Origin of the sequence: Pseudofrankia asymbiotica (assembly GCF_001983105.1) — a bacterium.
Classification (GTDB): domain Bacteria; phylum Actinomycetota; class Actinomycetes; order Frankiales; family Frankiaceae; genus Pseudofrankia; species Pseudofrankia asymbiotica.
The window spans coordinates 201,993-228,066 of sequence record NZ_MOMC01000017.1 but is presented as its reverse complement, the minus strand read 5'-3'; the positions used below and the strand labels follow the sequence as shown (position 1 = coordinate 228,066).

Genomic DNA, 26,074 nt, shown 5'->3' with positions numbered 1-26,074 from the left:
CAGGTTGTCCTGCCGGTCCTGTGACGAGGCGCGGCGCGCCTCGTCACAGGACCGGTTTCAGGGTTTCAGGCGTCGACGCGCTGGCGGAACGAGTCCAGCTCGGCGGCGAGACCCGCGGAGACGCGGGCGCGAAGCTCGGTGCCCGCCGCGGTGTGCGCCTGGTCGAGGACCTCGCCGGACTTGTGGATCCGGGCGACGAGATCCCCCCTGCTGTACGGAACGAGGACATCGACCTCGACCTGCGGATGCGGCACCCGAGCGGCCAGGGCCTCCACCAGCTCGGCCAGGCCCGCGCCCGTCCTCGCTGACACGCAGACCGCGTCGGGAGCGAGACGCTTAATACCCGCGACCGTCGTCTTGTCGGVGATGTCGGTCTTGTTCACCACGACGAGCTCGGGCACGTCGCCGGCGTCGATGTCGTTCAGCACCTCGCGCACGGCCGAGAGCTGCCCGATCGGGTCCGGATGCGAGCCGTCGACCACGTGGATGATCAGGTCCGCGTCGGCGACCTCCTCGAGCGTGGAGCGGAACGCCTCGACGATCTGGTGCGGCAGGTGGCGGACGAAGCCGACCGTGTCGGTGAGCGTGAACACCCGGCCGTCGGGCAGCGTCGCGCGGCGCACCGTCGGGTCCAGGGTCGCGAACAGCGAGTCCTCCACCAGCACCCCGGCGCCGGTCAGCCGGTTGAGCAGCGACGACTTGCCGGCGTTGGTGTAGCCGGCGATCGCCACCGACGGCACCGCCCCGCGCCGCCGGGACGACCGCTTGGTCTGGCGGACGGTCTCCATCTCGCGCAGCTCGCGGCGCAGCCGGGTGATCCGGGCACGCAGCCGGCGCCGGTCCGTCTCGATCTTCGTCTCACCGGGGCCGCGGGTACCGATCGGGGCGCGGCCACCGGACGCGGCCTGCCGGGACATCGACTCACCCCAGCCTCGCAGCCGCGGCAGCATGTACTGCAGCTGCGCGAGCTCGACCTGCGCCTTGCCCTCCTTGGACGTGGCGTGCTGGGCGAAGATGTCCAGGATGAGCGCCGTCCGGTCGATGACCTTGACCTTGACGACGTCCTCCAGCTGGCGTAGCTGGCCCGGGGTGAGCTCGCCGTCGCAGATCACCGTGTCGGCGCCGGCCGCCCGGACGACGTCGGCCAGCTCCTTGGCCTTTCCGGAGCCGACGTAGGTCGCGGGGTCCGGCTTGTCCCGGCGCTGGACGAGCGCGTCGAGCACCACCGAGCCAGCGGTCTCCGCCAGCTGGGCGAGCTCCGCCATCGAGGTCGTGGCGTCCTGGATCGTGCCGACGGTCCACACGCCGATCAGGACCACCTGCTCCAGCCGGAGCTGGCGGTACTCGACCTCGGTGACGTCGGTGAGCTCGGTGGTGAGCCCCGGCATCCGGCGCAGCGCGCCGCGTTCCTCGTTCGCCAGCTCGTCGCCGGCGTCATCGTAAAAGCCAAGGCCTGGCAGCGTGATCGCGCCATTCGCGTCGTTGACGACAGCCTCGGAGGTGTTCCCGTCGCCCCACGCGGCGCTGCTGCCCTCGTCGATCCCGTTCGCGGAATCGGCTGGGGAGCTGAGCCGGCGGGCCGGGTTGGTCAGTGCGGATTCAGCGGGAAGACTCATACCGTCCGTTCCAACACGACCGGCCCGTGCTTCGATTCCGCGCGGTGACCGGTCGGCCTAGTTGTCCGGGATGTGCGTTCGGGACCGCCTGCCCCAGTGCCGTCTCCCCCGCGACCAAGGTGCTCCGTGTTCCGGTCTCGGTCGTCAGGTTCCTCTCGGCCTCTCTCGTGGCCAGGCACTCGGGGCCCGAACGCTCAGGCTCTCCGAACACCGGGCACGGGCACAGGATCCCCATCTTCACCCCGCTGACGCGGGAACCGCCGCGCCTTCGGTGAGGGTAGCGTGCCACGTCCCGCCCGCTCTCGCGACGGGATTTCGGCGGAAGACCACGGCCCGGAAGGGCCGGTGGGTCCGCGCCTGACGGCCTAGAAGGAGCCCGCGGCCAGGGCCGGCTCACTGCCGCGCCGCGCGGCCGCCAGCCAGTCGGGGCGCAGCAGGCCGTCGCTTACCAGCACGGCCGGGCCGCGCAGCCGGACCTGGTCGTCATCCCACAGCACCGTCAGCAGCCCGCCCGGCACCGCCACCGGCACCGCCACCCCGGGCCCCCGGCCCGCCCGGGTGGCGCTGGCCACCGCGACGGCGCAGGCCCCGGTCCCGCACGACAGCGTCTCGCCGACGCCACGCTCGTACACCCGCATCGCCACGGCGTCCGGGGCGCCGATGACGATCTCGACGTTCACGCCGTCGGGGAAGACATCCGAGGGCACGTCCGGCGGCCTGGTCAGGTCGAGGGCGGCAAGGTCGGCCGGGCTCAGGCCGTCGGCGAAACAGACGGCATGCGGGTTGCCCATCGACACCTGGGTGGCCCGGAAGGCCCGGCCGGCGACCGTCACGGCCACCGCGTCGGGAGAGCCGACCGACGGAGGCCCCATCTCGACCGTCACCTCGCCCTCAGCGGGCACGTCCGCGCCGCGCACCCCCGCCCGGGTCAGGACGGGAATCAGGCCGGGCCGCTCATAGCCGGCGTCGACGAGGTAGCGGCCAAAGACCCTCAGGCCGTTGCCGCACATCTCCGCCAGCGACCCGTCCGCGTTGCGGTAGTCCATGAACCACCGGGCCGCGCCGGGCCGGGCCAGCGGCTCGGCGGCCCGCGGCTCGGCGGCGGCCAGCACCATCCGCAACACCCCGTCGGCCCCGACACCGGTCCGCCGGTCACACAGTGCGCGCACCAGCTCCGGCGTCAGGTCGAGGTCACCGTCCGGGTCCGGCACGATCACGAAGTCGTTGCCCGTCCCATGCCCCTTGACGAACCGCACCCGGGAATCGTACGGCGGCTGGCCGAGAGCTGGCGGGCTGGCGCCGTCAGGCGGTGGGTTGCATGTTGTAGGGGGCCTGCTGGGGATCGTCGTGGGGCTGGCGAGGGCGGGGGTGGCCGGGACGGCCGCGGCCCAGCGCGAGGAGCCGGGCGTCGTCGACGGGCAGGGGCGGGCAGAAGACCGGGCCGGCGGCGCGGTCACAGCCGAGATCGGTGGCGCGGGCGGCGAACCGGGCGGTGTCGACGCCGTCGACGAGGACGGCGGCCCCGCGGCGGTGCGCGAGGGTGACCATCGAGGCGAAGACCGCCTCCCCTTCCAGGTCGCGAAGCGTGGCCCGCACGAAACGGTCGTCCATGCGGACCAGGTCGAGCGGCAGCAGGTCCAGCGTCGACGGGGAGCCGATCCAGCTGCCGAAAGCCCGGACCGAGACCGCGACACCGCGGGCTCGTAGCTGGTCGAGCAGGCGCGGCGACGACGGGGCCGCCCGGCCGAGAGTCTCCTCCGTGAACGCGAGCCCGAGAGCGCCCGGCGGCAGGACGCCCCGGTCGCGGACGAGCGCGGTCACCTCGGCGGCGAACGTCGGCCGGGCGAGCTGGCGGGCGCCGACGTGCAGCCACAGCCGGGGCGGGCGGACATGGGTGCCGGCGGCCATCCGGTGCCAGGTGCGGCACTCGGTGATGGCAGCCCGCAGCGCCCACAGGTCAAGCTGGTCGGCGAGGCCGGCGAACCGGGCGACGGCGCGGACGTCCGCCGCGTCGAGCAGACCCCTGTCGGGGTGCGCCCACTGGAGGTGGGCGGTCATCCCGGGGACGGAACCGGTGCGTAGATCCACCTCCGGCTCGAAGGAGAACCGGAGAGTACCGTCATCGAAGGCGGCATACAGGGCATGGATGAGCGCCAGGTCGAGCTCGGTCACGCAGGACTCTCCCGGGGGCCGGGATGGACCAGCCACACTCCCGCTGGCGCACACAGCGAGAGAACGGTCGGCACACGTCAGGCCGCGGGGCGCGCAACGTGACGAAGCTCCGCCCGGAGGCCTACCAGGTGTATCAGCGCGAGCCCACCAGGCGGCGGACGGTGCCGACATGGGGCTGGCCGAGCCAGAATATCCGTGGATCATGCCTGAGCCACGACCTTTGGCGACGCGCGCATCGGCGCGTCGCGGCCGCCGCCGTCACCCCGGCATCCTCGGCCTGTTCGTCAGGCGACCTCGGCGGTGGCTTCCGGGGTGGGAAACGTCGCCGTGGACGGGCCGGCGATGGCGTCACGGACAAAGGCGATCAGAACGTCGGCCGTGCCGGCGGGATTCTGGGCGGCGGGCGAGTGCAACGCATCGGGGATGACGGCATAGCGGGCGCCGAGACGCGTCGCCATCTCGGCCTGCATCCCCGGAGGCCAGGCATCGTCGCCGACACCATGGGTGACCAGCAGCGGGATGGCGTGCGTCGCGGCGACGGCGGCCGCGTCCGCGACCCGGTCCGGCTCGGCGAGCAGCGCCGCGCCCATGGCCAGCATCCCTCGCTCGGAGCTGGCGAAGAAGCGCCGGCGCAGGAACTCGACCTCCTCCGGCGACCGAACGACGGTGTCGACCGCGCGGGCGCCCTCCCAGACCGCGGCGAGCCCGGCCTGCGCGTGCAGCGCGATCAGGGCGCGCAGCCCCAGCCGCCGCGGCCCGACGATCGCCGCCGGCCCCGATCCGAGCAGCACGACGGACCCAAGCGCCGCCGGGTGGGCGATCAGCGCCGCCCGGGCCACCAGCCCGCCGAACGAGTGGCCGACGAGGTGCACCCGCCCGCCCAGCTCCGCCGCGGCCAGCGCCACGTCCGCGGCGAGCGCGTCGACGGCGAACTGGCTGTCCGGCCCGTCCCCGTCGTAGGCGGACTCGTACTGCCCCCGCAGGTCGACCGCCACGGCGCGCAGGCCGGCGGCGGCCAGCGGCGGCAGGATGGCGACGAAGTCCTCCTTGCTGCCGGTGTAGCCCGGCAGCATCAGGACGGCGGGGGCGTCGTCCTGGCCGGCGACGAGCGCCGCCAGACCCGCCACCGTCGTGCGCCGCGGCGCGCCCAGCCCGTCAGCCGACGCCGTCACGCGGCACCTCCCCTTTCCCAGACGCACACGAAGTAGCCGACGCCGTAAGGCGCGTCGGCGTAGAGCGGGTCGGCGGCCCAACCCGCGGCGCCGGCCGCGCGCACGGCGCCGGCGAGCACCTGCCAGGACGCCCGGCCGGCGACCAGCAGGTCAGCGGCGAGCCCTGGCTCCAGGCCGAGCAGGACCTCGAGGTCCACGTCCGCCAGCGCCCGCTCGACGATCTCGTCGTACGGCTCCGCCCGCTCGTCGAGCGAACCGGGGGCCTTCGCCGTCCGCCGCGCGCTCCCGTCGCCCATGACCAGCAGCGCGACCCGCTCCCCCGCCGCCGCGGCCCGCGCCACCAGTCCGGCGCCAAGCGTCGCGGCCTCGGCCGGCTCGGCCTTCGGCGACACGCCGATCCCACGGCGCTCGACCCGCCAGCCGGTCTCCGCGAGCAGCCAGGCGCCCACCGCCAGCGACAGCGGCAACGCGGGAGTGGCCCCGGCGCCGGCCCCGGCCGGCGGCCCGAGGGGGACGCGGAAGTCGACGCCGAAGCCGTGGAAGTCGCCGACCGCGTTCGGCCCATACGCACGGGAGCCGGTCGCGAGCGCCTCTGGGTCGTCGCCGACGACGAGGACGACGTCGGGGTCCGCGGCGCGCAGCCGGCGGACGGCGGCGAGCGCCGGTTCCCGCGCGGCGACCGGCTCCCCGGCACCGACCCGGGGGACAAGCAGGGGAGGGTGCGGGCAGACCGCCGCGGCGACGAGCGTCACCTGGCTACCGTGCACCAGCCGTGGCCGCCGCGCCAGCGACCGGCGCCGCCGTGCCAGCCTGGTCGGCGCTGTCCGCCGGAGCGGCGGTGCCACCGACGACGTCCGGGGACTCGGCCGCCGAACATCCACAGTCGCCGCCGTGGGTGTCATGGGTGGACAAGGCCGACGAGGCCGACGAAGCGGCCGGCGCGGACGCGGCGGGCGGGGCGCCCAGGGTCGGCATTCCGAGGATGACCGACGGGCGGGCCTGCACCGCCCGGCCGGCCTCCCACAGGTCCGCGGCGCGGGTCCGGCGTGTGGTGAGGGGCGCGCCCTCGGCGACCAGGTGGTGCGGGGCGCCGTAGGTCACGACGGTGGTGGCGATGTCGCCGGGGCGCAGCCGCGCCAGCTCGGCGAGCACGGCCGCGTCGCCCGCCGCCGAACCCCGCGTCCCGGAGCGGGCCCGGGCGTTGGCGTCGGGGCCGAGGTGGACCAGGCGGCCGTCGCGGGCCCTGCCAGAGCAGCGGCCCGCGGCGTCGTCCTTGCGGCCCTCCCCCTCGGCGATGAGTACCTCGACGACCCGTCCGACCTGGGCGCGGTTCTCCTCCAGCGAGATCTCGTCCTGCAGCGTGGCGAGCCGGCCGTAACGCTCGGCGACGATGGCCGGCGGGACCTGGTCTTCCATCGTGGCCGCCGGCGTACCGGGGCGTGGCGAGTACTGGAAGGTGAACGCCCCGGCGAAGCGGGCGGCGCGCACGACGTCGAGGGTGTCGGCGAAGTCGGCCTCCGTCTCCCCGGGGAAGCCGACGATGATGTCGGTGGTGATCGCGGCCTCCGGCAGGGCGGCGCGCACGCGCTCGACGATGCCGAGGTACCGGTCGCGCCGGTAGGAACGGCGCATCCGGCGCAGCACCGCGTCGGAGCCGGACTGCAGCGGCATGTGCAGCTGCGGGCAGACGTTGCCGGTCTCGGCCATCGCGGTGATCACGTCGTCGGTGAAGTCACGCGGGTGCGGCGAGGTGAACCTGACCCGCTTCAGGCCGTCGATCCGCCCGCAGGCGCGCAGCAGCTTGGCGAACGCGGCCGGGTCACCGAACGAGCGGCCGTAGGAGTTGACGTTCTGGCCGAGCAGGGTGATCTCGAGGGCGCCCTCGGCGACGAGGGCCTCGACCTCGGCGAGCACGTCACCGGGACGGCGGTCGCGCTCCGTGCCGCGCAGGCTGGGGACGATGCAGAAGGTGCACGTGTTGTCGCACCCGACGCTGATGCTCACCCAGGCGGAGGCGTGGCTGGCGCGCCGCGCCGGCAGCGAGCTGGGGAAGACCTCCAGCGCCTCGGCGATCTCGACCTGGGCGGAGGCGTTGTGCCGGGCACGCTCGAGCAGCACCGGCAGGCGGTGCAGGTTGTGGGTGCCGAACACGACGTCGACCCAGGGCGCCTTGCGGATGATCGTCCCGCGGTCCTTCTGGGCCAGGCAGCCACCGACGGCGATCTGCATGCCCGGGTTGGCCTTCTTCGTCGGGTAGAGCTGGCCGAGGTTGCCGTACAGCCGGTTGTCGGCGTTCTCCCGGACGGCGCACGTGTTGAACACCACGAGATCGGGCGTCTCGCCGTCCGTCGCCGGGACATACCCGGCGGACTCCAGCAGCCCGGAGATCCGCTCGGAGTCGTGCACATTCATCTGGCACCCAAATGTGCGTACCTGATAGCTACGGCCACTCACCCGCCCAGCGTACGGCGATCGTCGGGGAGGAGGCGCCGGCGCCCTCGCCGGCGATCGCGCCCTTGCCGGCGATCGCGTCAGCGGGCGGTTCCGATGGCGCGGGTCTCGCGGACGACCGTGACCCGGATCTGGCCGGGGTAGGTGAGTTCGTCCTCGATCTGGCGCGCCACGTCGCGAGCGAGCAGATGGGCGGCGGAGTCGTCGACCTCCTCGGGGACCACCATGACCCGGACCTCACGACCAGCCTGCATGGCGAAGACCCGCTCGACACCGGGGCGGTCGCTCGCGATCTGTTCGATGCGCTCCAGCCGGCGGACGTAGGACTCGAGGCTGTCGCGGCGCGCGCCGGGCCGTCCGCCCGAGATCGCGTCGGCGGCCTGGGTGAGGACCGCCTCGACGGAGCGCGGCTCGACCTCGTTGTGATGCGCCTCGATGGCATGGACGACGTCCTCGTGCTCGCCGTAGCGGCGCGCGATCTCGGCGCCGACCAGGGCGTGCGACCCCTCGACCTCGTGGGTGAGCGCCTTGCCGAGGTCGTGCAGCAGGGTGCCGCGTTTCGCGATGGCCGCGGGGAGGCGCAGCTCGGCCGCCATCACGCCGGCCAGGTGCGCCGACTCGACCAGGTGGGCCAGCACGTTCTGGCCATAGCTGGTCCGGTAGCGCAGGCGGCCCAGCAGCACGATCAGCTCCGGGTGCATCTCGCCGATGCCGACGTTGACGAGGGCGTCCTCACCGGCGCGGACGCAGCGGGTCTCGACCTCGCGCTGGGCGCGTTCGTACTCCTCCTCGATGCGCTGCGGGTGGATCCGGCCGTCGGCGACCAGTGCGGCCAGGGTGATCCGGCCGACCTCCCGGCGCACCGGGTCGAAACAGCTGAGCAGCACCGCCTCGGGGGTGTCGTCGATGAGGACGTTGACGCCGGTGACCGACTCGAAGGCACGGATGTTGCGGCCTTCTCGGCCGATGATCCGCCCCTTCATCTCGTCGCCCGGCAGGTGCAGCACCGACACCACCGATTCGGCGGTCTGCTCCGCGGCGACCCGCTGGATCGCCAGGGTGACGATGCGCCGCGCCCGGTCCTGAGCCTCCTCCTCGGCGCGGGTCTCGATCTCGCGGGCGAGGGTCGCCGCCTCCAGCCGGGACTGCTGTTCGACGACGGCGAGCAGCTCGGTCTTCGCCTCCGCCGAGGTCATCCCGGAGGCCTGTTCGAGGGCGGCCAGGCGACGGGCGTCCAGTTCCTCCGTCTMCTTGGCCCGGCGGGCGAGCGCGGCATCCCGTTCGACGAGCTCACGGTCACGCGACTCGATCCGGCGGGTCTGGTCCTCGAGCGCGGCCAGCCGTTCCTCGACGCGCGCCTCACGCTGGGCCAGGCGGCCGTCCCAGTCGCGCAGCTCCTCACGCCGGCCGCGCAGCTCGGCGAGGGCCTTGTCCCGTTCCTGCTGTGCCTCACGCCGGGCCGCCTCGGCGCGGTCACGCTCCGCCTCGGCGAGCCTGCGGGCGAGGGCCTCGGCCTTCTCCCGGGCCGCCGCCTCGCTCTTCTCCGTGGCGGCCGCCTCGGCCTTGGCGACGGCCTCCGCCTGCGCGGCCAACAACTCCGCCGCGGTCTGGCCGTCCGCGGCGGACGTCGGGGCGGAGGACGCGCGGGGCGCTTCGACGGCGGGGCGGGCACCCGCTCGGATCAGCCGTGTGGCGACCAGGATGAAGGTGACGACGGCGACCAGCACCACCGCGACGAGAGCCACGAGCACGCCGACCACCGATGCTCCTCCCTGAAGGGGGAGCCGGATCCCTGTCGGTTCCGCGCGCGGAATTCGACGAGGAAGCTGCTCCCCGGGCCATCCAGCCCACCAGGAAGGCAGCCACCGGCCGGCAAAACGAAGCCGACCCGCCAGTTCCCGTAGACCGGACTGGAGCGGCGAAGGACCCACCCCGAACGGCGGCGTCCACCAGGGCGGAGAAGACGTGGCCACGCCTTCCCTGCACAGCCAGCACTCACTCAGCGTTGCCAAAGACCAACGGGGCGCAAAGGTGTGTCTTCACGCCGCAGTTGGGCTCCGACAGCGCCATGAAGCACCGAAGTTGCCCTCGTGTGTAGTTAGCCAACTATCGCGACCGCGTAGTCCGCGGGAGTCCTCGCACCGTTGCCGAGAGTAGGTCGACCGCTTTTCCCAGGTCAAGAAATACCGGATGCCCGGACTCCTGGCCCTGGTCAGAGCCTGGTCAGCCGTCCCCGTTCCCGTCCCTGTGGCCGGGCTCGTCGATGTCGCTGAAGTCGGCCGCTCCCGCGGGGTGATCGTCGAGGTCTCTCTCCGAGCCGAGCAGCTCGGTGACGACCCGGACGGCGAGTTCTGTCGGGTAGCCCTTGCGGCCAAGCATGGCGACCAGGCGGCGCAGCTGGACCTGCCGGTCCAGCCCGGCCATGGTCCTCAGTCGACGGGCGACGAGCTCGCGGGCGGTGGCCTCCTCGTCCGCCCCGCCGACATCCGCCAATGCGGCGGCGGCGACGTCGTCATCCACGCCCCGGCGCCGCAGCTCGACCGCGAGCCCTCGCCTGGCCAGCCCGCGGTTCTCGCGCGCCGACGAGACCACCGCCGTCGCGAACGCGTCGTCGTCGATCAGCCCGACCGCCGTCAGTCGCTCGAGCACCGCCTCCGCGACGTCGTCGGCCACCCCTCGCCGCCGCAACGTCCCCGCCAGCTCCGCCCGGCTACGCGCCCGAACCGCCAGCTGCCGCAGGCAGATCTCCCGCGCCACCCCCACCGGGTCCCGCCCGGCGTCAGCCTGCCTATGCGGCGACGGGACCGGTGCCGTCATTCGTTCCTCCTGCTAAAGGTCAACGGGGACGGGTGCGAGGACGTCGCCGTCGAGGGTGGGGATGATGCCGAGCTTCTCCTTGATGCGCTTCTCGATCTCGTCGGCGAGGTCGGGGTTGTCGCGCAGGAAGTTGCGGGCGTTCTCCTTGCCCTGGCCGAGCTGGTCGCCGTCGTAGGTGTACCAGGCGCCGGACTTGCGGATGATCGCGTGCTCGACGCCCATGTCGATGAGCGAGCCCTCACGGCTGATGCCGCCGCCGTAGACGATGTCGAACTCGGCGGTCCGGAACGGCGGGGCGACCTTGTTCTTGACGACCTTCACCCTGGTCCGGTTCCCGACCGCCTCGGCCCCGTCCTTGAGCGTCTCGATCCGGCGGACGTCGAGGCGGACGGAGGCGTAGAACTTCAGCGCCTTGCCACCGGTCGTCGTCTCCGGCGAGCCGAACATGACACCGATCTTCTCGCGGAGCTGGTTGATGAAGATCGCGGTGGTGTTGGAGTTCGACAGAGCGCCGGTCATCTTGCGCAGCGCCTGGGACATCAGCCTGGCCTGCAGGCCGACGTGGCTGTCGCCCATCTCGCCCTCGATCTCGGCCCGCGGCACCAGCGCGGCCACCGAGTCGATGACGATGATGTCCAGCGCGCCGGAACGGACCAGCAGGTCGGCGATCTCGAGGGCCTGCTCACCCGTGTCCGGCTGGGAGACCAGCAGGTTGTCGGTGTCGACGCCGAGCTTGTTCGCGTAGTCCGGATCGAGCGCGTGCTCGGCGTCGATGAAGGCGGCGATGCCACCCATGGCCTGGGCGCTGGCCACCGCGTGCAGCGCGACCGTCGTCTTGCCGGACGACTCCGGGCCGTAGACCTCGATGATCCGGCCGCGAGGCAGGCCACCGATCCCGAGCGCCACATCCAGCGCGATCGACCCGGTGGGAATGGCCTGGATCGGCGCGCGGGTCTCGTCACCGAGGCGCATGACGGAGCCCTTGCCGAACTGCTTGTCGATCTGCGCGAGGGCGTTGTCCAACGCCTTGTCACGGTCGGGTCCTGCCATCGGAGCAACTCCTGGCTGAGGTCGTCGAGTCTTGGTGGCCACGAGGCGACGTTAGGGGGTCGGTCCGACAGTTTCGAGGGCCGCCTCGCAACTGTGGACAACCGCGCGCATGTGGACAACCTTAGCCGAACACGCGTTCGACTTCGAACCCAACACGCCGAACCCCGCCGAGTTTTCCCCGACGAGCCGCCCGGCCCGCCCCGGTGAGCCGCCCGCACCTTCACCGGGGCGGGCCGGGCGGCGGGTGCGGAGAGTCAGCGCTCCCTGGCGGGGACGTCGAACTCCGCGCACACGGCACGCCAGACGGCCTTCGCGTCCTCGCCACGGGCGAACGCGCTCTCCACGGTGACGCCGCCGAGGCTGGCCAGCACGTGGTCGCGGGCGACGGACTCCGCGTACTCGGCGCCGAACTGCCGGTTCATCCGGTCCCAGAATTCCGTGAGTCGCACCCGCCCAGTGTGCCGCAAGCCGCCCGGCGAGCTCCGCGGCCCGATCGACAGCCCACACCGCTGGAGCCGGGGGCGGGGAGGGGCGGAGTGGGGACGGAGCTGGCAGGGCCTGGCCGCGACCAGACGATCGCGCGGGACCCACGCACAGGACCGCACGCGGGACTGTCGAGGCCGCCCGTCGGCGCGAGTCCAGGACCGGTACGGCCAGGCGAGACCCGCCCATCCCGCACAAGTCCCGGCGTCCCGCCGACGTCCTGGCCGCCAGCCGCGCGGCACAGGTCCGGCGCCACCTCTCCGGCTCGCGGTACGGACCCGGCGGAGAAACCCGCGCCCCGCGGAACGCAAAGATCACTTCGTGGCGGCACGAGCCGCGGACACGGACACGGACGCGGGCGCGGACACGGACACGGGCGCGGACACGGACACGGACACGGCGCGGACACGGACACGGACACGGCGCGGACACGGACACGGACGCGGGCGCGGACACGGCGCGGACACGGACACGGACACGGGCGCGGGCGCGGGCGCGGACACGGACACGGATATGGACGCGGGCGCGGGCGCGTGGATCCGGCAAAGGGGTCGGCCGTTGGCGGGCCACGGACGAGCGCGGAGACCGGAACGCGGAGAGCCCGAGACGCCGATCGGAAAAGCTCGGTGACACGGAGATCCGCGCTCGTCCACACCAATCCGCGATCTTCGACAGCCCMGCCCACCCAGGCTGACCTGCGAAAGTGTCGTACCCCAGCGAGACCATGGCGACAGCGGCGGGCGCGGGGTCCGCCTCCCCTGTCCCGGCGGTGCCCATGAACAACTTGAAGATCGACACCGGCTCGCTCGGCTCCCCCTCGCCCGGTACAGGCACGCCTACCTCCGTGGTGGCCGAGGTCGAGACGGTCCCGCTGACGGAGCTGGAAAGCGCCATCTGCGCCTGGGCGGGGCGGATCGCCGCGGCGACCTGCCAGCTGCTGGTCATGCTGGCCGCGTTCGACCGCCGGCGAGGGTGGTCGGGGCTGGGTATGGCGACCTGCGCGCAGTGGCTGTCGTGGCGGTGTGGACTGGGAATCCGGACGGCGCAGGAACACCTGGCCGTCGCCCATGCCCTGGAGGAGCTGCCCGCGGTACGGGCGGCGTTCGCCGAGGGACGGCTGTCCTACTCCAAGGTGCGGGCTGTGGCGCGGGTGGCCGAGGCCGCTACGGAGCAGACCTGGCTGTCGCACGCGCTGCACTGCACCGCGGGGCAGCTGGAGCGGCTCGCGTCGCGCTACCACCAACTGACCGCGGACCCGGCCAGGCAGCGGGCGGCCCGGAAGGTCACCTGGGACACCCGCGCGGACGGGCTGTTCCGCCTACAGGCTGTGCTCACCGCGGAGGAGGGCGTCCGGCTGGCCACCGCGATCGACGCCGCCCGGGCCACTCTCGACGACTCCAGCCCAGCCCGGACCGGCGGAGAAGCCGAGGCGTCGCCGGCGGACGGGGAGATCGTCAACGCACCGCGCGACCGGAGAGCCGACGCCGACGCGCTGGTGGCGCTGGCTGACGGCTTCCTCCACCGGCCCGTCCCGGACCTGATGAGTCCGTCCCACACGGTCACCGTGCACGTCGACGCCGAGACGCTGCTGAGCACCGGTCAGCGCGCCGTCGATGCCCGCGGCCCCGCCCGTGAGGCGGCCGGGGATGGCGGCGGCAGGCCGGAAATGCCCGCGGATGCGGTGGCGGCGGCAACCGATCCCGACCCGGTGAGCAGGCTCGTCCGCGGCCTGCTGCGTTGCGACGCCGAGCCCGGAATTGGCCTACCCCGGGCTGCGCTGCGTCGGCTGGGCTGCGACGGCCTGGTGCGAACGCTGGTCCGGGACACGGCCGGGAACCCGCTCGCGCTCGGACGACGACGCCGGGTGCCGAACCGGCGGCTGCGGGAGGCTGTCCACGCCCGTGACCAGGGCACCTGCCAGTACCCGGGCTGCACCCACACCCGCTGGCTTCAGGTACATCATCTGCTGGAGTGGCTGGCCGACGAGGGTGCCACGGATCTGGAGAACCTGACGCTGGTGTGCGGCAGCCACCACCAGCTGGTCCACGACGAGGGCATCGCTCTGAGCCGCCGTGGTGACGGGAAAATCGTCGCGACGCTCGCCGACGGCTTCGTGGTGATCCCGGCGCCGCGCCTGAACGCCGGCCCTCAGCCGGCCGCCCACCTCGCCGCGGTGACGCGGGACGTCGACGCCGACGCGATACGGACTCATGACGGCGGACGTCTCAGCTGGGATGACTCGCTCCTCGTCCTCATGCAACATCGTCGACCATCCGCTGGCAGCCCGGCTGCCTAGAACCGGTGCGATCCCTCCAGCGGCATGATCCGGCGCGGGTCAAAGTCCGGCTGGCCAGCCGCACGCGGAGCTCGACCACTGGTGTTACGAGAAGCCGGGTCGGGCGGAGCATTCCCGAGTCAAGGCGGAGCGTTATGTCGTAGGCGGGAGGCAGACTGGCCAGCATGCCCTCCTCCGACCCCCTCGCCGCGTTCTCGGCGCCGACCAGGGCCTGGTTCGCCGCCGCCTTCCCGGCGCCGACGCCGGCCCAGGCCGGAGCGTGGGCGGCGGTCCGGACGGGTGGCAGCGCGTTGGTGGTGGCGCCGACCGGCTCGGGCAAGACGCTCGCCGCGTTCCTGTGGTCGCTGGACGAACTGGTGCGCACCGGCCCGTCGGCCGCCACGCGGTCGAGGCCCGCCGCACCGTCGGCCGCGCATCCGCCGCCGGCTTCGCCGCCGACCGCGCCCCAGCCCTCGACCACATCCCCGCCGTCGGCTTCGCCGCCGACCACATCCCCGCCGTCGGCTTCGCCGCCGGACCCCACCCGCCGCTGCCGGGTCCTCTACGTCAGCCCGCTCAAGGCGCTCGCGGTCGACGTGGCTCGCAACCTGCGGGCTCCGCTGGCCGGCATCCAGGCCGCCGCGACCCGGCTCGGTCTGACCGTGCCCGAGGTGACGGTCGCGATGCGCACCGGCGACACCTCGGCCACCGAGCGGCGCGCGTTCGGCCGCACCCCGCCCGACATTCTGATCACCACGCCGGAGTCGCTGTTCCTGATCCTGACCAGCCAGGCGCGCGAGTCGCTGCGCGGCGTGGAGACGGTGATCGTGGACGAGGTGCACGCCGTCGCGAGCACGAAACGCGGCGCCCACCTGGCGCTCAGCCTCGAACGCCTGGACGCCCTGCTGGAGACTCCCGCGCGCCGGATCGGCCTGTCGGCGACGGTGCGCCCGGTCGAGGAGGTCGCCCGGTTCCTCGGCGGCGCCCACCCGGTGACGGTGGTCCGCCCGCCGACCGAGAAGACACTGCGAGTCGACGTCGTGGTGCCCGTCCAGGACATGGCCGACCCTGGCGCGCCCGCCGGACTCGACGGCCTGGCCAGCCCCGACGGCCCAGCGGCGCTCGCCGGGCTTCCCGGCCTGGACACCCTGGGCGGCGGGCCGCCCGCGGCCGTGCCGAGCCGGCCGTCGATCTGGCCGGCCGTCGAGGCGAAGGTGCTCGACCTGATCGAGACGCACACGTCGACGATCGTCTTCGCCAATTCGCGGCGGGTGGCGGAACGGCTGTGCGCCAAGCTGAACGAGCTGCACGCGCAGCGGCTGCTGGCGGCCGAGACGGCGGGCGTGGAGCGCGGCTCAGGAATGATCGACCTGGACGATCTCGACGGTCCGGTCCTGGCCGCGTCCGACGCGATGGGCACGCCCGCCGAGGTGATGGGCCAGGCGGGTTCCGCCCATCCGCTCCCGTTCGCCGAGGTGGCCCGGGCGCACCACGGCAGCGTGAGCCGGGAGCAGCGGCTGCTGATCGAGGAGGACCTCAAGGCCGGCCGGCTGCCCGCCGTGGTCGCGACCTCCAGCCTGGAGCTCGGCATCGACATGGGTGCCGTCGACCTGGTCGTCCAGATCTCCTCGCCGCCGAGCGTCGCCTCCGGGATGCAGCGGGTCGGCCGCGCCGGCCACCAGGTCGGCGCCGCCAGCCGCGGGGTGGTGCTGCCCAGCCACCGTGGCGACCTCCTGGAGTGCGCGGTGGTAGCGGAGCGGATGCGTGACGGGCAGATCGAGGAGGCTCACTACCCGCGCAACCCGCTCGACGTCCTCGCCCAGCAGGTGGTCGCGATGACGGCGGTCGACACCTGGCCGGTCGACGAGCTGGGAGCGCTGGTCCGGCGCGCGGCGCCGTTCGCGACCCTGCCGGCGTCCGCGTTCGAGGCGGTACTGGACATGCTGGCCGGCCGGTACCCGTCGGACGCGTTCGCCGAGCTGCGCCCACGGATCGTCTGGGACCGGGAGGCGGGCACGGTGACGGGCCGGCCGGGTGCGCAGCGGCTCGCGGTCACCAGCGGCGGCACGATCCCCGATCGTGGCCTGTTCGGCGTGTTCCTCGTCGGCGAGAAGGCCAGCCGGGTCGGCGAGCTCGATGAGGAGATGGTCTACGAGTCCCGCGTCGGCGACGTGGTGCTGCTCGGGTCGTCGAGCTGGCGGGTCGAGGAGATCACCCCGGACCGGGTGCTGGTCACCCCGGCGCCGGGGCGGCCGGGCCGGCTGCCCTTCTGGCACGGCGACTCCCCCGGCCGCCCCGCCGAGCTTGGCCGGGCGCTCGGTGGGTTCCTGCGCGAGCTCACGAAGAAGACCCCGGACGAGGCCGACGCGCGGCTGCGCGCCGCGGGCCTGGACGAGTGGGCGGCGGGCAACCTGCTCACCTACCTGGACGAGCAGCGGGCCGCCACCGGCCGGCTCTCCGACGACCGCACGCTGGTCGTCGAGCGCTTCCGCGACGAGCTGGGCGACTGGCGACTGGCTGTGCACTCGCCGTTCGGTGCCCGGGTCAACGCCCCGTGGGCCCTGGCGATCGGCGCCCGCCTACGCGAGCGCTACGGCGTCGAGGTCCAGATCATGCACACCGACGACGGCATCGTCGCCCGGGTACCCGACGCCGACGCGCCGCCGACCGCGGCGGACGCCGTCTTCGACCCGGAGGAGATCGCCGCCGTCGTGCGGGCGGAGGTCGGCGGCAGCGCGCTGTTCGCCAGCCGGTTCCGCGAGTGCGCGGGGCGGGCGCTGCTGCTGCCGCGCCGCTCCCCCGGGAGGCGCACCCCGCTGTGGCAGCAGCGCCAGCGCAGCGCGGCGCTGCTGTCGGTGGCCGCCGAGTTCGAGAGCTTCCCGGTGGTGCTGGAGACGATGCGCGAGTGCCTGCAGGATGTCTTCGACGTCCCGGGACTGGTCGCGCTCATGCGCGACGTCGACGCCCGCCGGCTGCGGGTCGTCGAGGTCGAGACGCTGGCGCCGTCGCCGTTCGCCCGGTCGCTGCTGTTCGGCTACGTCGCCACCTTCATCTACGACGGGGACGCCCCGCTGGCCGAGCGGCGCGCGCAGGTGCTGTCGCTGGACAGTCGGATGCTCGCCGAGCTGCTCGGCGAGGCGGACCTGCGAGAGCTGATCGCCCCGGAGGCGCTCGCCGCCGTCGAGGCGGAGCTCGCGCGCCTGGCACCCGAGCGCCAGGCCCGCGACCTCGAGGGAGCCGCCGACCTCCTGCGGGTGCTCGGCGACCTGACGACCCCCGAGGCGCTCGCCCGGGGCGCGACCGAGGAATGGCTCGAGGCGCTCGCCACCGCGGGCCGGGCACTACGGGTGCGGATCGCCGGCGAGGAACGCTGGGCCGCGGTCGAGGACGCGGGACGGCTGCGCGACGCGCTGGGGGTGCCGTTGCCGATGGGGGTGCCAGCGGCGTTCACCGAGCCGGTGCGCGACCCGCTCGGTGACCTGGTCTCCAGGTATGCCCGCACGCACGGCCCGTTCGACGCCGAGGAGCTGGCCACGCGGTTCGGCCTGGGCGTCTCGGTGGCCGTGGCGGCCCTGGAACGCCTGGTGGGTGTCGGCCGGCTGGTCAGGGGCGAGCTGCGGCCGGGGCGGCCGGGAGAGCAGTGGTGCGACGCCGAGGTGCTGCGCAGGCTGCGGCGGCGCAGCCTCGCGGCGCTGCGCCGCGAGGTGGAGGCGGCGCCGCCGCGGGCGCTCGCGGCCTTCCTGCCCGCCTGGCAGGCGGTGACCAGTGGGCGTTCGCGCGGGGTCGACGGGGTGGCCAGGGCGATCGAGCAGCTGCAGGGGGCGTTGATCCCGGCCAGTGCCTGGGAGCAGCTGGTCCTGCCGGCGCGGGTGTCCGACTACTCGCCCGCGATGCTCGACGAGCTGTGCGCGAGCGGCGAGGTGCTGTGGGCCGGGGCGGGCGGGCTGCCCGGTGACGACGGCTGGCTGACGCTGGTGCTCGCCGACGCCGCCCCGCTGCTGCTCCCCCCGCTCGCGCCGGATCTCACCACCACCGGCGCGGGGGCGATGGTCGCGGGTGCCGGCGAGGCGGAGCCCAGGGCGGAGCCCAGGGCGGACGAGCCCGCGCACGGCGAGGTGGTGGATCTGGGCGGCGTCGCCGGCGGGGCGGCGAGCCCGCTGCACCGCGCGGTTCTCGACGCGCTGGCCGACGACCAGGCGCTGTTCTTCCGAACGCTGTCCGACCGGGTCGGCAGCCTGGACGACACGGCGCTCGCGAACGTGATCTGGGATCTCGCCTGGGCGGGCCTCATCACCAACGACACGCTCGCCCCCCTGCGCGCCCGCCTCACGGGAGGCTCGGCGACCGCCCACCGGTCGGCGCCGCGCCCCCGCCGCACGAGCTTCCGCTTCGCCTCGGGCCACCATCCGCCAGGAGCCGCCGGCCTCGGCCGGGGGGCGGGTCCTGGCCGCCCCCCGGCGCCCCGCCGTTCCGGGCCGCCCATGGTCGCGGGCCGCTGGTCACTGCTGCCCACCCGCGACACCGATCCGACGCGGCGGGCGCACGCGCTCGCCGAGACGCTGCTGGACCGGCACGGCATCGTCACCCGGGGCGCCGCCACCGCCGAGCACGCCCCCGGCGGGTTCGCCGCCGTCTACCGGGTTTTGTCCGCCTTCGAGGACGCCGGCCGGGCCCGCCGCGGCTACTTCGTCGAAGGGCTCGGCGCGGCCCAGTTCGCGATGCCGGGCGCGGTCGACCGGCTCCGCGCGATCGCCGGCGAGCAGCGCGCCGCGGCCGAGGAGCCCGACTGGGCCACCGAGCCGGCGGGTCCCGCCGGCCCGCGCGGCCAGGCCGGGTTCGGGGGCGCCGCTGGGAACGTCGACGCCTTCGGCCGGTTCCCGGGCGCGGGAGGTACGCGGGCCGGGACGGACCGACGAGCGGTGGTGCTCGCGGCCACCGACCCGGCGAACCCGTACGGCGCGGCACTGCCCTGGCCTTCCCGGCCGGAGGGGGCGGGTGGCGACGGTCCTGGCCATCGCCCCGGGCGGAAGGCGGGCGCGCTGGTCGTGCTGGTCGACGGCGACCTGCTGCTCTACGTCGAACGCGGCGGGAAGACGCTGCTGTCCTGGCCGGACCCGGCACGGGCGTTACAGCCGGCGGTGGACGCGCTGGCGCTCGCGGTGCGGGACGGCTGGCTCGGCCGGCTCGCCGTCGAGCGCGCCGACGGGCAGGCGGTCACCGGCAGCGCGCTGGGCGAGGCGCTGCTGCGCGCCGGTTTCCACCCGACGCCCCGGGGCGGCCTGCGTCTGCGCGGCTGACACGCCAGCCGAGGGGCAGCTGAGGTGATTTGCCCCCGGGCGACCGGAGGGTATGGGGTGTGGGGGTGACGGACACGGCGCTCGGCCAACCACAGCGATCGGCGCCGGCCGTCAGGATCTGGGGCCCCCAGCTGCGGGTCCTGACGGTGGGCCTGGTCTCGACGATCACCCTGCTCGCGTTCGAGTCACTCGCCGTCGTCACGGTGGCGCCGCTGGTGTCGGCGGATCTGCACGGCCTGAACCTGTACGGGTGGCTGACCGGGGCGTTCTTCCTGACCACCGTGGTCGGCCTCGTGCTCGCCGGCGCGGCGATGGACCGGGCCGGGCCGATTCGCCCGTTCGTCGTCGGCCTGCTGGTGTTCGGCGCGGGGCTCGCGGTGGCGGCGACCGCTGTGGACATGGAGGTCGTGATCGTCGGTCGCGGCCTGCAGGGGCTGGGGGACGGCGCGATCGCCGCGGTCTGTTTCGGCACGGTCGGGCGGACATACCCGGCCCAGGTACGACCGAAGGTGTTCGCTGTGCTGGCGACGGCCTGGGTGGTGCCGAGCCTCGGCGGCCCGGCGGCCGCGGCGTTCCTCGCCGAGCAGGTCAGCTGGCGGTGGGTCTTCGGCGGCCTGATCCCCCTCGTCGTGGTGGCCGGCGCCGTCACGGTCGGGGCGTTGCGGGTGGCCGGGACGGCCGTCCTCTCCGGCCCGGCGAGCGGCGCCTCCGATGACGTGCCCGCCGCGCCTGATGTGCCCGGCAGCCCCGCGACGGACCGCGCCGGGGTGTGGCCCGCCGTCGAGGCCGGCACGGGGCCGCTGGTGCGGGCGGTGCGGGTCGCGGCCGGCGCGGGCCTGCTGCTAGCCGGCGTGACCAGCCGCTCGCTCCTCGGCATTCCACTCGTGGTCGCCGGCCTGCTCGCGGGCATCGGGCCGCTGCGCCGGCTGCTGCCCGCCGGGACGCTGCGGGCTCGCCCGGGGGCACCGGCGGCCGTGGCGGTGCGCGGGCTGCTCGCGTTCGCGTTCTTCGGCGCGGACACGTTCGTCCCGCTCGCCATCACGTCCGTACGGCACTCCTCCACCACCGTCGCGGGCCTCGCCGTCTCCACGGCGGCGGTCGTCTGGACCGCCGGCTCGTGGACCCAGGCGAGGCTCTCGGCCCGCCGTTCCGGGCGGTTCCTGGTCACCGTGGGCCTGGGCACGCTGGTGCTGGCGGTGGCGGGCACCGGGATGGCGCTGCTCAACACCCAGGTGCCACTGGCCGTCGGGGTCGCCTGCTGGGGCCTGGCCGGTTTCGGGATCGGTATCGCCTACTCACCGATCATGAACGTGGCGCTGAACGAGGCACCACCCGACCGCCAGGGGATGGCGAGCAGCGCGGTCTCGCTCTCCGACAACCTCGGGGTCACCTTCGGCGCCGGGCTGGGCGGCGTCGCGGTCGCCGCCGGCACCGCGACGAACCATCCCGCCGTTACCGACGCGGCGGCCGGCGCGGTCAACGGCGCCGGTTATGTGGCCTCCGTCGCCGGTCTCGCGGGCGCCTTCGCGCTCGCGACCGCGGTCGGCATGGTCGGTCTGCTCGCCGCCCGCCGGCTGCCCACCACCGCCCTCGCCGCGGCGCCCGCCGCCGGCGGGCCTGACGACCGCGCCGGCTAACGACCGGTGGGGCCGGAATCCGAGGCGGCACCGCCGGCAGCGGTACTGCCGCCGGTACCGCCGCCGGCGGTGCCGCGGCTCGCGGCGGGCAGGCCGCGGGCCGCCGCGCCGACGTCACGCAGGCCGGCGGCGTAGCCACGCAGGTTCTCCGCCTGTTCGGCCAACGCGTCAAGGTCGACGGGCGCCACGCCGAGCGCCGCACCGCCGACCGGTGTCCCCAACGGCGCCGGGCCACCGAGGTCGAGGCCGCCGGAGTAGGCATAGACGCCGGCGCCGACGACCTCGGCCGCGGCGGCGACGAGGTCGTCGAGGGCTCGCACGGCCGTGCTCATCTCCTCGGCGAGGGCCTGGACCGTGCCGGCCAGCTGGGCGCGCGCGGACCGGTCCGCCAGCGCGCGTGCCGCCGCCTCGCAGGCCACGACGCGGTTCGCCCGCATCCGCAGCCCGTCGACCACCTCGGCGGCCGACGCCATCGCGGAGCGGATCACATCCGCGGTCGGGCCGGGCGGGACCGGCCGCGCCAGCGCGAGAAAGGCGCTGATCGCCTCCTCGCCGCGGCGCAGCGGCGCGGCCGCCGCCGAGCCGGTCAGCGCCCGCACGCCCGGCGCGGCGGCCACCGGCAGCGGCGGGCCTGGCGTGTGCCGGTCGGCCCTGGCCGCCTGCAGTGCCCACAGTCCGCTGTTGACCAGCGAACCAGCACCGGTGAGGAGCCACATCCACCATTCGTGGCCGAACGCCGCCCCGGCCGGAGTGACGACCGCGGCGAGCACGGCCCATCCGCCGGCCGTCCACCGGGCGTGCCGGGCATAGCGGGTGGCGGCCCGGGCCTCGCGTTGGGCGCCTCGCCGTTCCATCTCGGCCGCCATCGCGTCCGGCATCCGGGGCTGGGCCCTCCGCCGCCAGTCCCAGCCCTCGGCCCGGACCCACGGCCGCCGGCCGGAGTGGTCCGGTTCCTGAGCGCCAGGCCGCCGCGAGGGCCCCTGCTGCTGGGGCTGGGGCTGCCAGGGCGGCGGCCCCCAGCGCGACGGCGGCCAGGGCGGAGCCGGCGGAGGGGGCGGCGGAACCTGCCCCGGGCGCCAGCCCTGGCCGCCGCCCGGCGGCCCCGGCGGGCCGCCGCCCACGCCAGGCCAGGTCACCGTCGCCGTCCCGTGGGCGTTGCGGGCATGGGCCTGGTCACGGACCCGAGTTCGCTGGGCCAGCGGCGTCCGCGCCGCGGCCCTCACGCGCGTCGGGCGTCGCTGGCTGGCTCTTGCCCAGGGCGACCCGCTCGTCGCCGGCCTGCACCTGGGCCGCCCCGGCCGGCTGGCCGCCACCACCGGCGGCGGCTGGCCGAGCGGCCAGGCCCGCGCGCAGCTCGGCCAGCCGGTTGTCCGCCTTCGCGCTGATGGTCGCCCGGCGGACCTCCAGCATGCGTGCCTCGACACCGGAGGACGCCAGCTCGTGGCGCCCCATGGCGGCGGCGTAGCGCTGTTCGACCTTGTCCCGGATCTCCGCGAGCGTCGGCGTGTCGCCCGGCGGGGCGAGGTCCGACATGGACTCCATCGCCTTGCTCATCTGTTCACGCATCGCGGCGTGTTCGATCTGCGTCAGGAGACGGGCACGCTCGGCGAGCTGCTGGCGCAGCCGCTCCGTGTTGTCATCGACGGCGCGCCGGGCGAGCTCGGACGACTCGACCGCCTGCTGATGCAGGGTGCGCATCTCTTCCAGTGACGACTCCGCCGCGACCAGCTCGCTGGCGAACGCCTGCGCCGTCTGCTCGTACTTGCCGGCGGTGGCGGYGTCGCCGCGCGCGCCGGCGTTGTCGGCGAAGGCGAGCGCGGAGCGCGCCGACTCCGTGAGCATCGTGACGTTCTCGATCTGGCGCGCCATCCGCATCTCCAGCTGGCGCTGGTTGCCCAGCACCAGGGCGGCCTGCTGGCGCAGGGCCTCGTGCTGACGGCGGCCCTCGGTGATGGCCTGGTCGATCTGCACCCGCGGATCGGCCTTCTCGTCGAACTTCCGGTTCGCCGACGCGGACAGATAGCGCAACGCCCGCCGGACGACATTCGCCATAGTCCGATCGTCGCACGTCACTGGCCCGCGCAGACAGCCCTGTACCAACGTCACCGAACGACGGCATATGTCCGTTTTCAGACACCCGTCGCCCAAGCCCATCCGGAACGTCCGGTTCCTGCCGATCGCGCTCACAGCTGATCCGCCGGTTGGCCGGGTTCAGGCGCTGAGGGCGGAATCCACGAGGCAGGCAGGTCAATGCGGTACACGGGCACCAGCACCCGATATCGGCGCGCCGCATTTCGCCTTCGCGGGCTTCGCCCGATGTGTCTCGTCCAGCCGGCGGGGCCGGCCCGCGGTCAGGCCGCGCGGTCGACCATGGGGGCCGGAGGACGAGCGGAGACGACCATCGGGGCGCCGACGCGGGGCGTGTCGGCGGCGAGCTCCGCCAGCTCGACGTCGTCGCTGACCTCGCGCAGCAGGTCGGCCAGGCGGACGCCGAGCGCGTCGCAGATCGACGCGAGCAGCTCGGAGCTGGCCTCCTTCTGCCCACGCTCGACCTCGGACAGGTAGCCGAGCGACACCCGGGCCGCGGACGACACCTCCCGGAGCGTCCGGTGCTGATCCTGGCGGCGACGGCGGAGCGCCTCACCGATCATGCGTCGGAGCAGGACCATCGCGCCTCCTCCTTCGTCCACGGTATGGGTTTCACCGTATACCTACCGGCACGGTCATCGAGTGGTCGTTGACGGGACCGTAGCTCTGTAACCACTACGCGTCCGGCGAACAATCCCAGGAGTGCCCCGGAACGCGTCTCGGAAGCGCATCTACCTGCTTCAACGGTCGGCATCCGCCGTCGGAGCCCTCTGGCGCTCCTACTTTTGAGCCCACCGCGAACGTCGCGCATAGGTGCGGTCGACGCACGATCACAAAGGACACGCATGATCGCACCTCCTCACCCCTAGCCGGCGGGGATCTCCGCGCYCCCCAGCGGTCCGGCGCCTGCCACCGGCAGTCCCGAGAGCGTACGCCGTAACACGTCGAGCGCCTGCACGACCGCGAAGGTCTGAATAAGTGGCCGGTCCCCAGGCAGCCGCAGCGACCGGGTCACGGTGCCGTCCGGACCGGCGAGTCCCAGGTGAAGCGTGCCAACCGGCTTGCCTTCCTGCTCCTCGGGCCCGGCCACACCGGTGGTCGCGAGCCCCCAGGTGGCGCCGAACAGCTCGCGCACGCCAGCCGCCATCGCGGCGGCGGTGCGCGCCGAGACCGCGCCCTCCGTCGCGAGGACGGCCTCGTCGACGCCGAGCACGGATGCCTTCGCGTCGGTCGCGTAGGCGACGACGCCGCCGCGGAAGTAGGCCGAGGAACCCGGGGTCCCGGTGAACGCCGCCGCCAGCAGGCCACCGGTGAGTGACTCGGCCACCGCGATGGTGCCCTGGCCGGCCGCCAGCTGAGCGCCCACCACGCTGGCGAGCGTGTCGTCGTCGGTGCCGTAGACGGCCGGGCCCAGCGCCGTGCGCGCCGCCGCCTCCACCGGGGCGATCAGGCGTCCCGCCTTCGCGCGGTCGGCGGCCCCCGCGGTGATCCGCACCCGGGTCTGCCCTCCGCTCGCGAGGAACGCGATCGTCGGGTTGCCCACGTCGCGCAGGCGCTCGACCTCGTCGGACAGCGCCTCGGCGACGGCCGACTCCCAGACGCCGGCCGTGCGCAGCACCCGATGCACCACGACGGACGGCTGCCCGGCCCGGCGCAGCAGGTCCGGCAGCACGCTGGCGGTGAACATCGCGTGCATCTCGCGCGGCACGCCGGGCATCGCGTACAGCACGGCGCGACCGATCTCGATCCGGACGCCGGGCGCCGTGCCCGGCCCGTTCGGCAGCGGCTCGGCGCCCTCGGGCAGGTCGGCCTGCCGGTAGTTCATGGCGGGCACGTCACGGCGCAGCTCGGTGAACCGGCGCCGTAGCAGTGCCTCGAGGGACTCGTCCCGGCGCAGGGCGACCCCGGCGGCCGCGGCGATCCCCTCACGGGTGAGGTCGTCCTGGGTCGGCCCGAGGCCCCCGGTCACGACCACGACGTCGCAGCGCTCGGCGGCCGTCCGCAGCGCCCGCTCGATCCGGTCGATGTCGTCGCCGACCACCACCGACGTGCCGACCCGGACACCGACGTCGGCGAGCTGGCGGCCAAGCCAGGCGGCGTTGCCGTTGATGATGTCGCCGTAGAGCAGCTCATCACCGACCGCGACGATCTCAGCCAGCATCGGCGTTCCGTTCCCTGCCACTGGCAGCCTCCCTTGGCCCCTCGTCCAGCCCCTCGCCGAGCGTGCCGGGCGAGCCGGGCGAGCCGGAGGCGCGCCGCAGCGCGAGCGCCCGGGCGACGTAGTCGACGCCGGTGGCGACCGCGACGACCACTCCGGCCGCGAGCACCGCGTCGCTGACCACCGCCGCCGGCCCGGTCAGCGGCAGCACGGCCAGCCCGAGCGAGATGTTGAGCAGCAACGTCTTGAGCTTGCCACCCCGGCTCGCCGCGATCACGCCGTGCCGGATCACCCAGAGCCGAAGCAGGGTGACGCCCAGCTCCCGGCCGACGACGACCACCGTCACGGCCCAGGGGATCTCGCCGAGGATCGAGAGCGACACCAGCGCCGCGCCGGTCAGCGCCTTGTCGGCTACCGGGTCGACGAACGCGCCGAACTCGGTGACCAGGCCGTGCTTGCGGGCGACCGCCCCGTCGATCTGGTCGGTGATCGCGGCGACGGCATAGGCGGCGAAGGCGGCGATCCGCCAGCCGTCCTCGTGCGGGCCGACGAACAGGAACGCGACGAACACCGGCACCAGGGCCAGCCGCATGATCGTCAGAATGTTGGCGATGTTGAGCAGCCTCGCGGGGGCCGGCGGCGCCGCGGCGTCGGACGGCACCTGGCCGTGGGCCTCCCGATGGGCCTCCCGGACCGGCTCGGCCGGCGCGGCGGCCCCCGGCCGGTCCGATCCCGCGGGAACCGCTCGCTGAGCGCCGTCGAGTGGCGCGGCCAGGACGCCCGCGGCGCCAGCGGATGCGGCCGCCTGCGTGGGCAGGGTCTCGTCGGCCTGACTGGGCACGCCGGACGTGGCCCTCC

Annotated in this window: 18 protein-coding genes; 3 read left to right on the top strand and 15 right to left on the bottom strand. The window is 74.4% G+C overall.

The genetic code is table 11. The annotated features are described in order from the left end of the window. Positions 1-65: 65 nt before the first annotated feature. From hflX to BL253_RS10690, 10 genes are all read right to left on the bottom strand, one after another. The gene (gene hflX, locus BL253_RS10735; protein WP_076815952.1) at positions 66-1,616 is read right to left on the bottom strand and encodes a GTPase HflX; all 1,551 of its coding nucleotides are present in this window, start codon (positions 1,614-1,616) and stop codon (positions 66-68) included. 365 nt (positions 1,617-1,981) lie between these two features. Beyond that, entirely contained in the window at positions 1,982-2,872 is an 891-nt protein-coding gene (gene dapF / locus BL253_RS10730; RefSeq protein WP_076815950.1) for a diaminopimelate epimerase, read from the bottom strand. Between the two features lie 46 nt (positions 2,873-2,918). Then, complete coding sequence (locus tag BL253_RS10725; protein ID WP_076815948.1) at positions 2,919-3,788, bottom strand: EAL domain-containing protein; 870 nt, start codon at positions 3,786-3,788, stop codon at positions 2,919-2,921. 284 nt (positions 3,789-4,072) lie between these two features. Beyond that, positions 4,073-4,960: an alpha/beta fold hydrolase gene (locus BL253_RS10720; RefSeq protein ID WP_081438201.1), complete on the bottom strand. Its 888-nt coding sequence runs from the start codon at positions 4,958-4,960 to the stop codon at positions 4,073-4,075. Continuing rightward, positions 4,957-5,712: a class III extradiol ring-cleavage dioxygenase family protein gene (locus BL253_RS10715; RefSeq protein ID WP_076816020.1), complete on the bottom strand. Its 756-nt coding sequence runs from the start codon at positions 5,710-5,712 to the stop codon at positions 4,957-4,959. The genes BL253_RS10720 and BL253_RS10715 overlap by 4 nt, the downstream gene beginning before the upstream one ends. A gap of 4 nt (positions 5,713-5,716) precedes the next feature. Further along, a complete protein-coding gene (miaB, locus tag BL253_RS10710; RefSeq protein ID WP_241834690.1) occupies positions 5,717-7,372 on the bottom strand; it encodes a tRNA (N6-isopentenyl adenosine(37)-C2)-methylthiotransferase MiaB in 1,656 nt (551 codons plus the stop codon). A gap of 119 nt (positions 7,373-7,491) precedes the next feature. Next, positions 7,492-9,171 (bottom strand): ribonuclease Y, encoded by a 1,680-nt coding sequence (gene rny / locus BL253_RS10705; protein WP_076815946.1) that lies wholly within the window; start codon positions 9,169-9,171, stop codon positions 7,492-7,494. 463 nt (positions 9,172-9,634) lie between these two features. Further along, the gene (gene recX, locus BL253_RS10700; RefSeq protein WP_076815944.1) at positions 9,635-10,228 is read right to left on the bottom strand and encodes a recombination regulator RecX; all 594 of its coding nucleotides are present in this window, start codon (positions 10,226-10,228) and stop codon (positions 9,635-9,637) included. Positions 10,229-10,240: 12 nt separating this feature from the next. Beyond that, positions 10,241-11,278: a recombinase RecA gene (gene recA, locus BL253_RS10695; protein WP_076815943.1), complete on the bottom strand. Its 1,038-nt coding sequence runs from the start codon at positions 11,276-11,278 to the stop codon at positions 10,241-10,243. Positions 11,279-11,532: 254 nt separating this feature from the next. Next, positions 11,533-11,727: a DUF3046 domain-containing protein gene (locus BL253_RS10690; protein WP_076815941.1), complete on the bottom strand. Its 195-nt coding sequence runs from the start codon at positions 11,725-11,727 to the stop codon at positions 11,533-11,535. Positions 11,728-12,536: 809 nt separating this feature from the next. Here BL253_RS10690 and BL253_RS10685 point away from each other — a divergent pair. From BL253_RS10685 to BL253_RS10675, 3 genes are all read left to right on the top strand, one after another. Beyond that, positions 12,537-14,057, top strand: a complete 1,521-nt coding sequence (locus BL253_RS10685) for an HNH endonuclease signature motif containing protein (protein WP_076815939.1) — start codon at positions 12,537-12,539, stop codon at positions 14,055-14,057. Positions 14,058-14,221: 164 nt separating this feature from the next. Then, the gene (locus BL253_RS10680) at positions 14,222-19,333 is read left to right on the top strand and encodes an Lhr family helicase (protein WP_076815937.1); all 5,112 of its coding nucleotides are present in this window, start codon (positions 14,222-14,224) and stop codon (positions 19,331-19,333) included. A gap of 59 nt (positions 19,334-19,392) precedes the next feature. Then, a complete protein-coding gene (locus BL253_RS10675; protein WP_076815935.1) occupies positions 19,393-20,970 on the top strand; it encodes an MFS transporter in 1,578 nt (525 codons plus the stop codon). On the opposite strand, the gene pspM is transcribed toward BL253_RS10675, so the two are convergent. From pspM to BL253_RS10650, 5 genes are all read right to left on the bottom strand, one after another. After that, positions 20,967-21,848, bottom strand: a complete 882-nt coding sequence (gene pspM / locus BL253_RS10670; protein ID WP_076815933.1) for a phage shock envelope stress response protein PspM — start codon at positions 21,846-21,848, stop codon at positions 20,967-20,969. The two genes, BL253_RS10675 and pspM, sit on opposite strands and share 4 nt — an antisense overlap. Positions 21,849-22,143: 295 nt before the next feature. Continuing rightward, positions 22,144-23,022 (bottom strand): PspA/IM30 family protein, encoded by an 879-nt coding sequence (locus tag BL253_RS10665; RefSeq protein ID WP_076815932.1) that lies wholly within the window; start codon positions 23,020-23,022, stop codon positions 22,144-22,146. 299 nt (positions 23,023-23,321) lie between these two features. After that, positions 23,322-23,639, bottom strand: a complete 318-nt coding sequence (locus tag BL253_RS10660) for a helix-turn-helix domain-containing protein (RefSeq protein ID WP_076815930.1) — start codon at positions 23,637-23,639, stop codon at positions 23,322-23,324. Between the two features lie 284 nt (positions 23,640-23,923). Beyond that, complete coding sequence (locus BL253_RS10655; RefSeq protein ID WP_076815928.1) at positions 23,924-25,219, bottom strand: competence/damage-inducible protein A; 1,296 nt, start codon at positions 25,217-25,219, stop codon at positions 23,924-23,926. Beyond that, complete coding sequence (locus tag BL253_RS10650; RefSeq protein ID WP_420801640.1) at positions 25,209-26,057, bottom strand: CDP-alcohol phosphatidyltransferase family protein; 849 nt, start codon at positions 26,055-26,057, stop codon at positions 25,209-25,211. Before BL253_RS10650 ends, BL253_RS10655 begins: the two co-directional genes overlap by 11 nt. Positions 26,058-26,074: the final 17 nt, after the last annotated feature.

Coding starts and splice junctions, on each gene's coding strand:
- miaB (WP_241834690.1), bottom strand. CDS start 7,372: ATGAATGTGCACGACTCCGAGCGGATCTCCGGGCTGCTGGAGTCCGCC.
- recX (WP_076815944.1), bottom strand. CDS start 10,228: ATGACGGCACCGGTCCCGTCGCCGCATAGGCAGGCTGACGCCGGGCGG.
- recA (WP_076815943.1), bottom strand. CDS start 11,278: ATGGCAGGACCCGACCGTGACAAGGCGTTGGACAACGCCCTCGCGCAG.
- BL253_RS10685 (WP_076815939.1), top strand. CDS start 12,537: ATGAACAACTTGAAGATCGACACCGGCTCGCTCGGCTCCCCCTCGCCC.
- BL253_RS10680 (WP_076815937.1), top strand. CDS start 14,222: ATGCCCTCCTCCGACCCCCTCGCCGCGTTCTCGGCGCCGACCAGGGCC.
- pspM (WP_076815933.1), bottom strand. CDS start 21,848: ATGCCGGACGCGATGGCGGCCGAGATGGAACGGCGAGGCGCCCAACGC.
- BL253_RS10660 (WP_076815930.1), bottom strand. CDS start 23,639: ATGGTCCTGCTCCGACGCATGATCGGTGAGGCGCTCCGCCGTCGCCGC.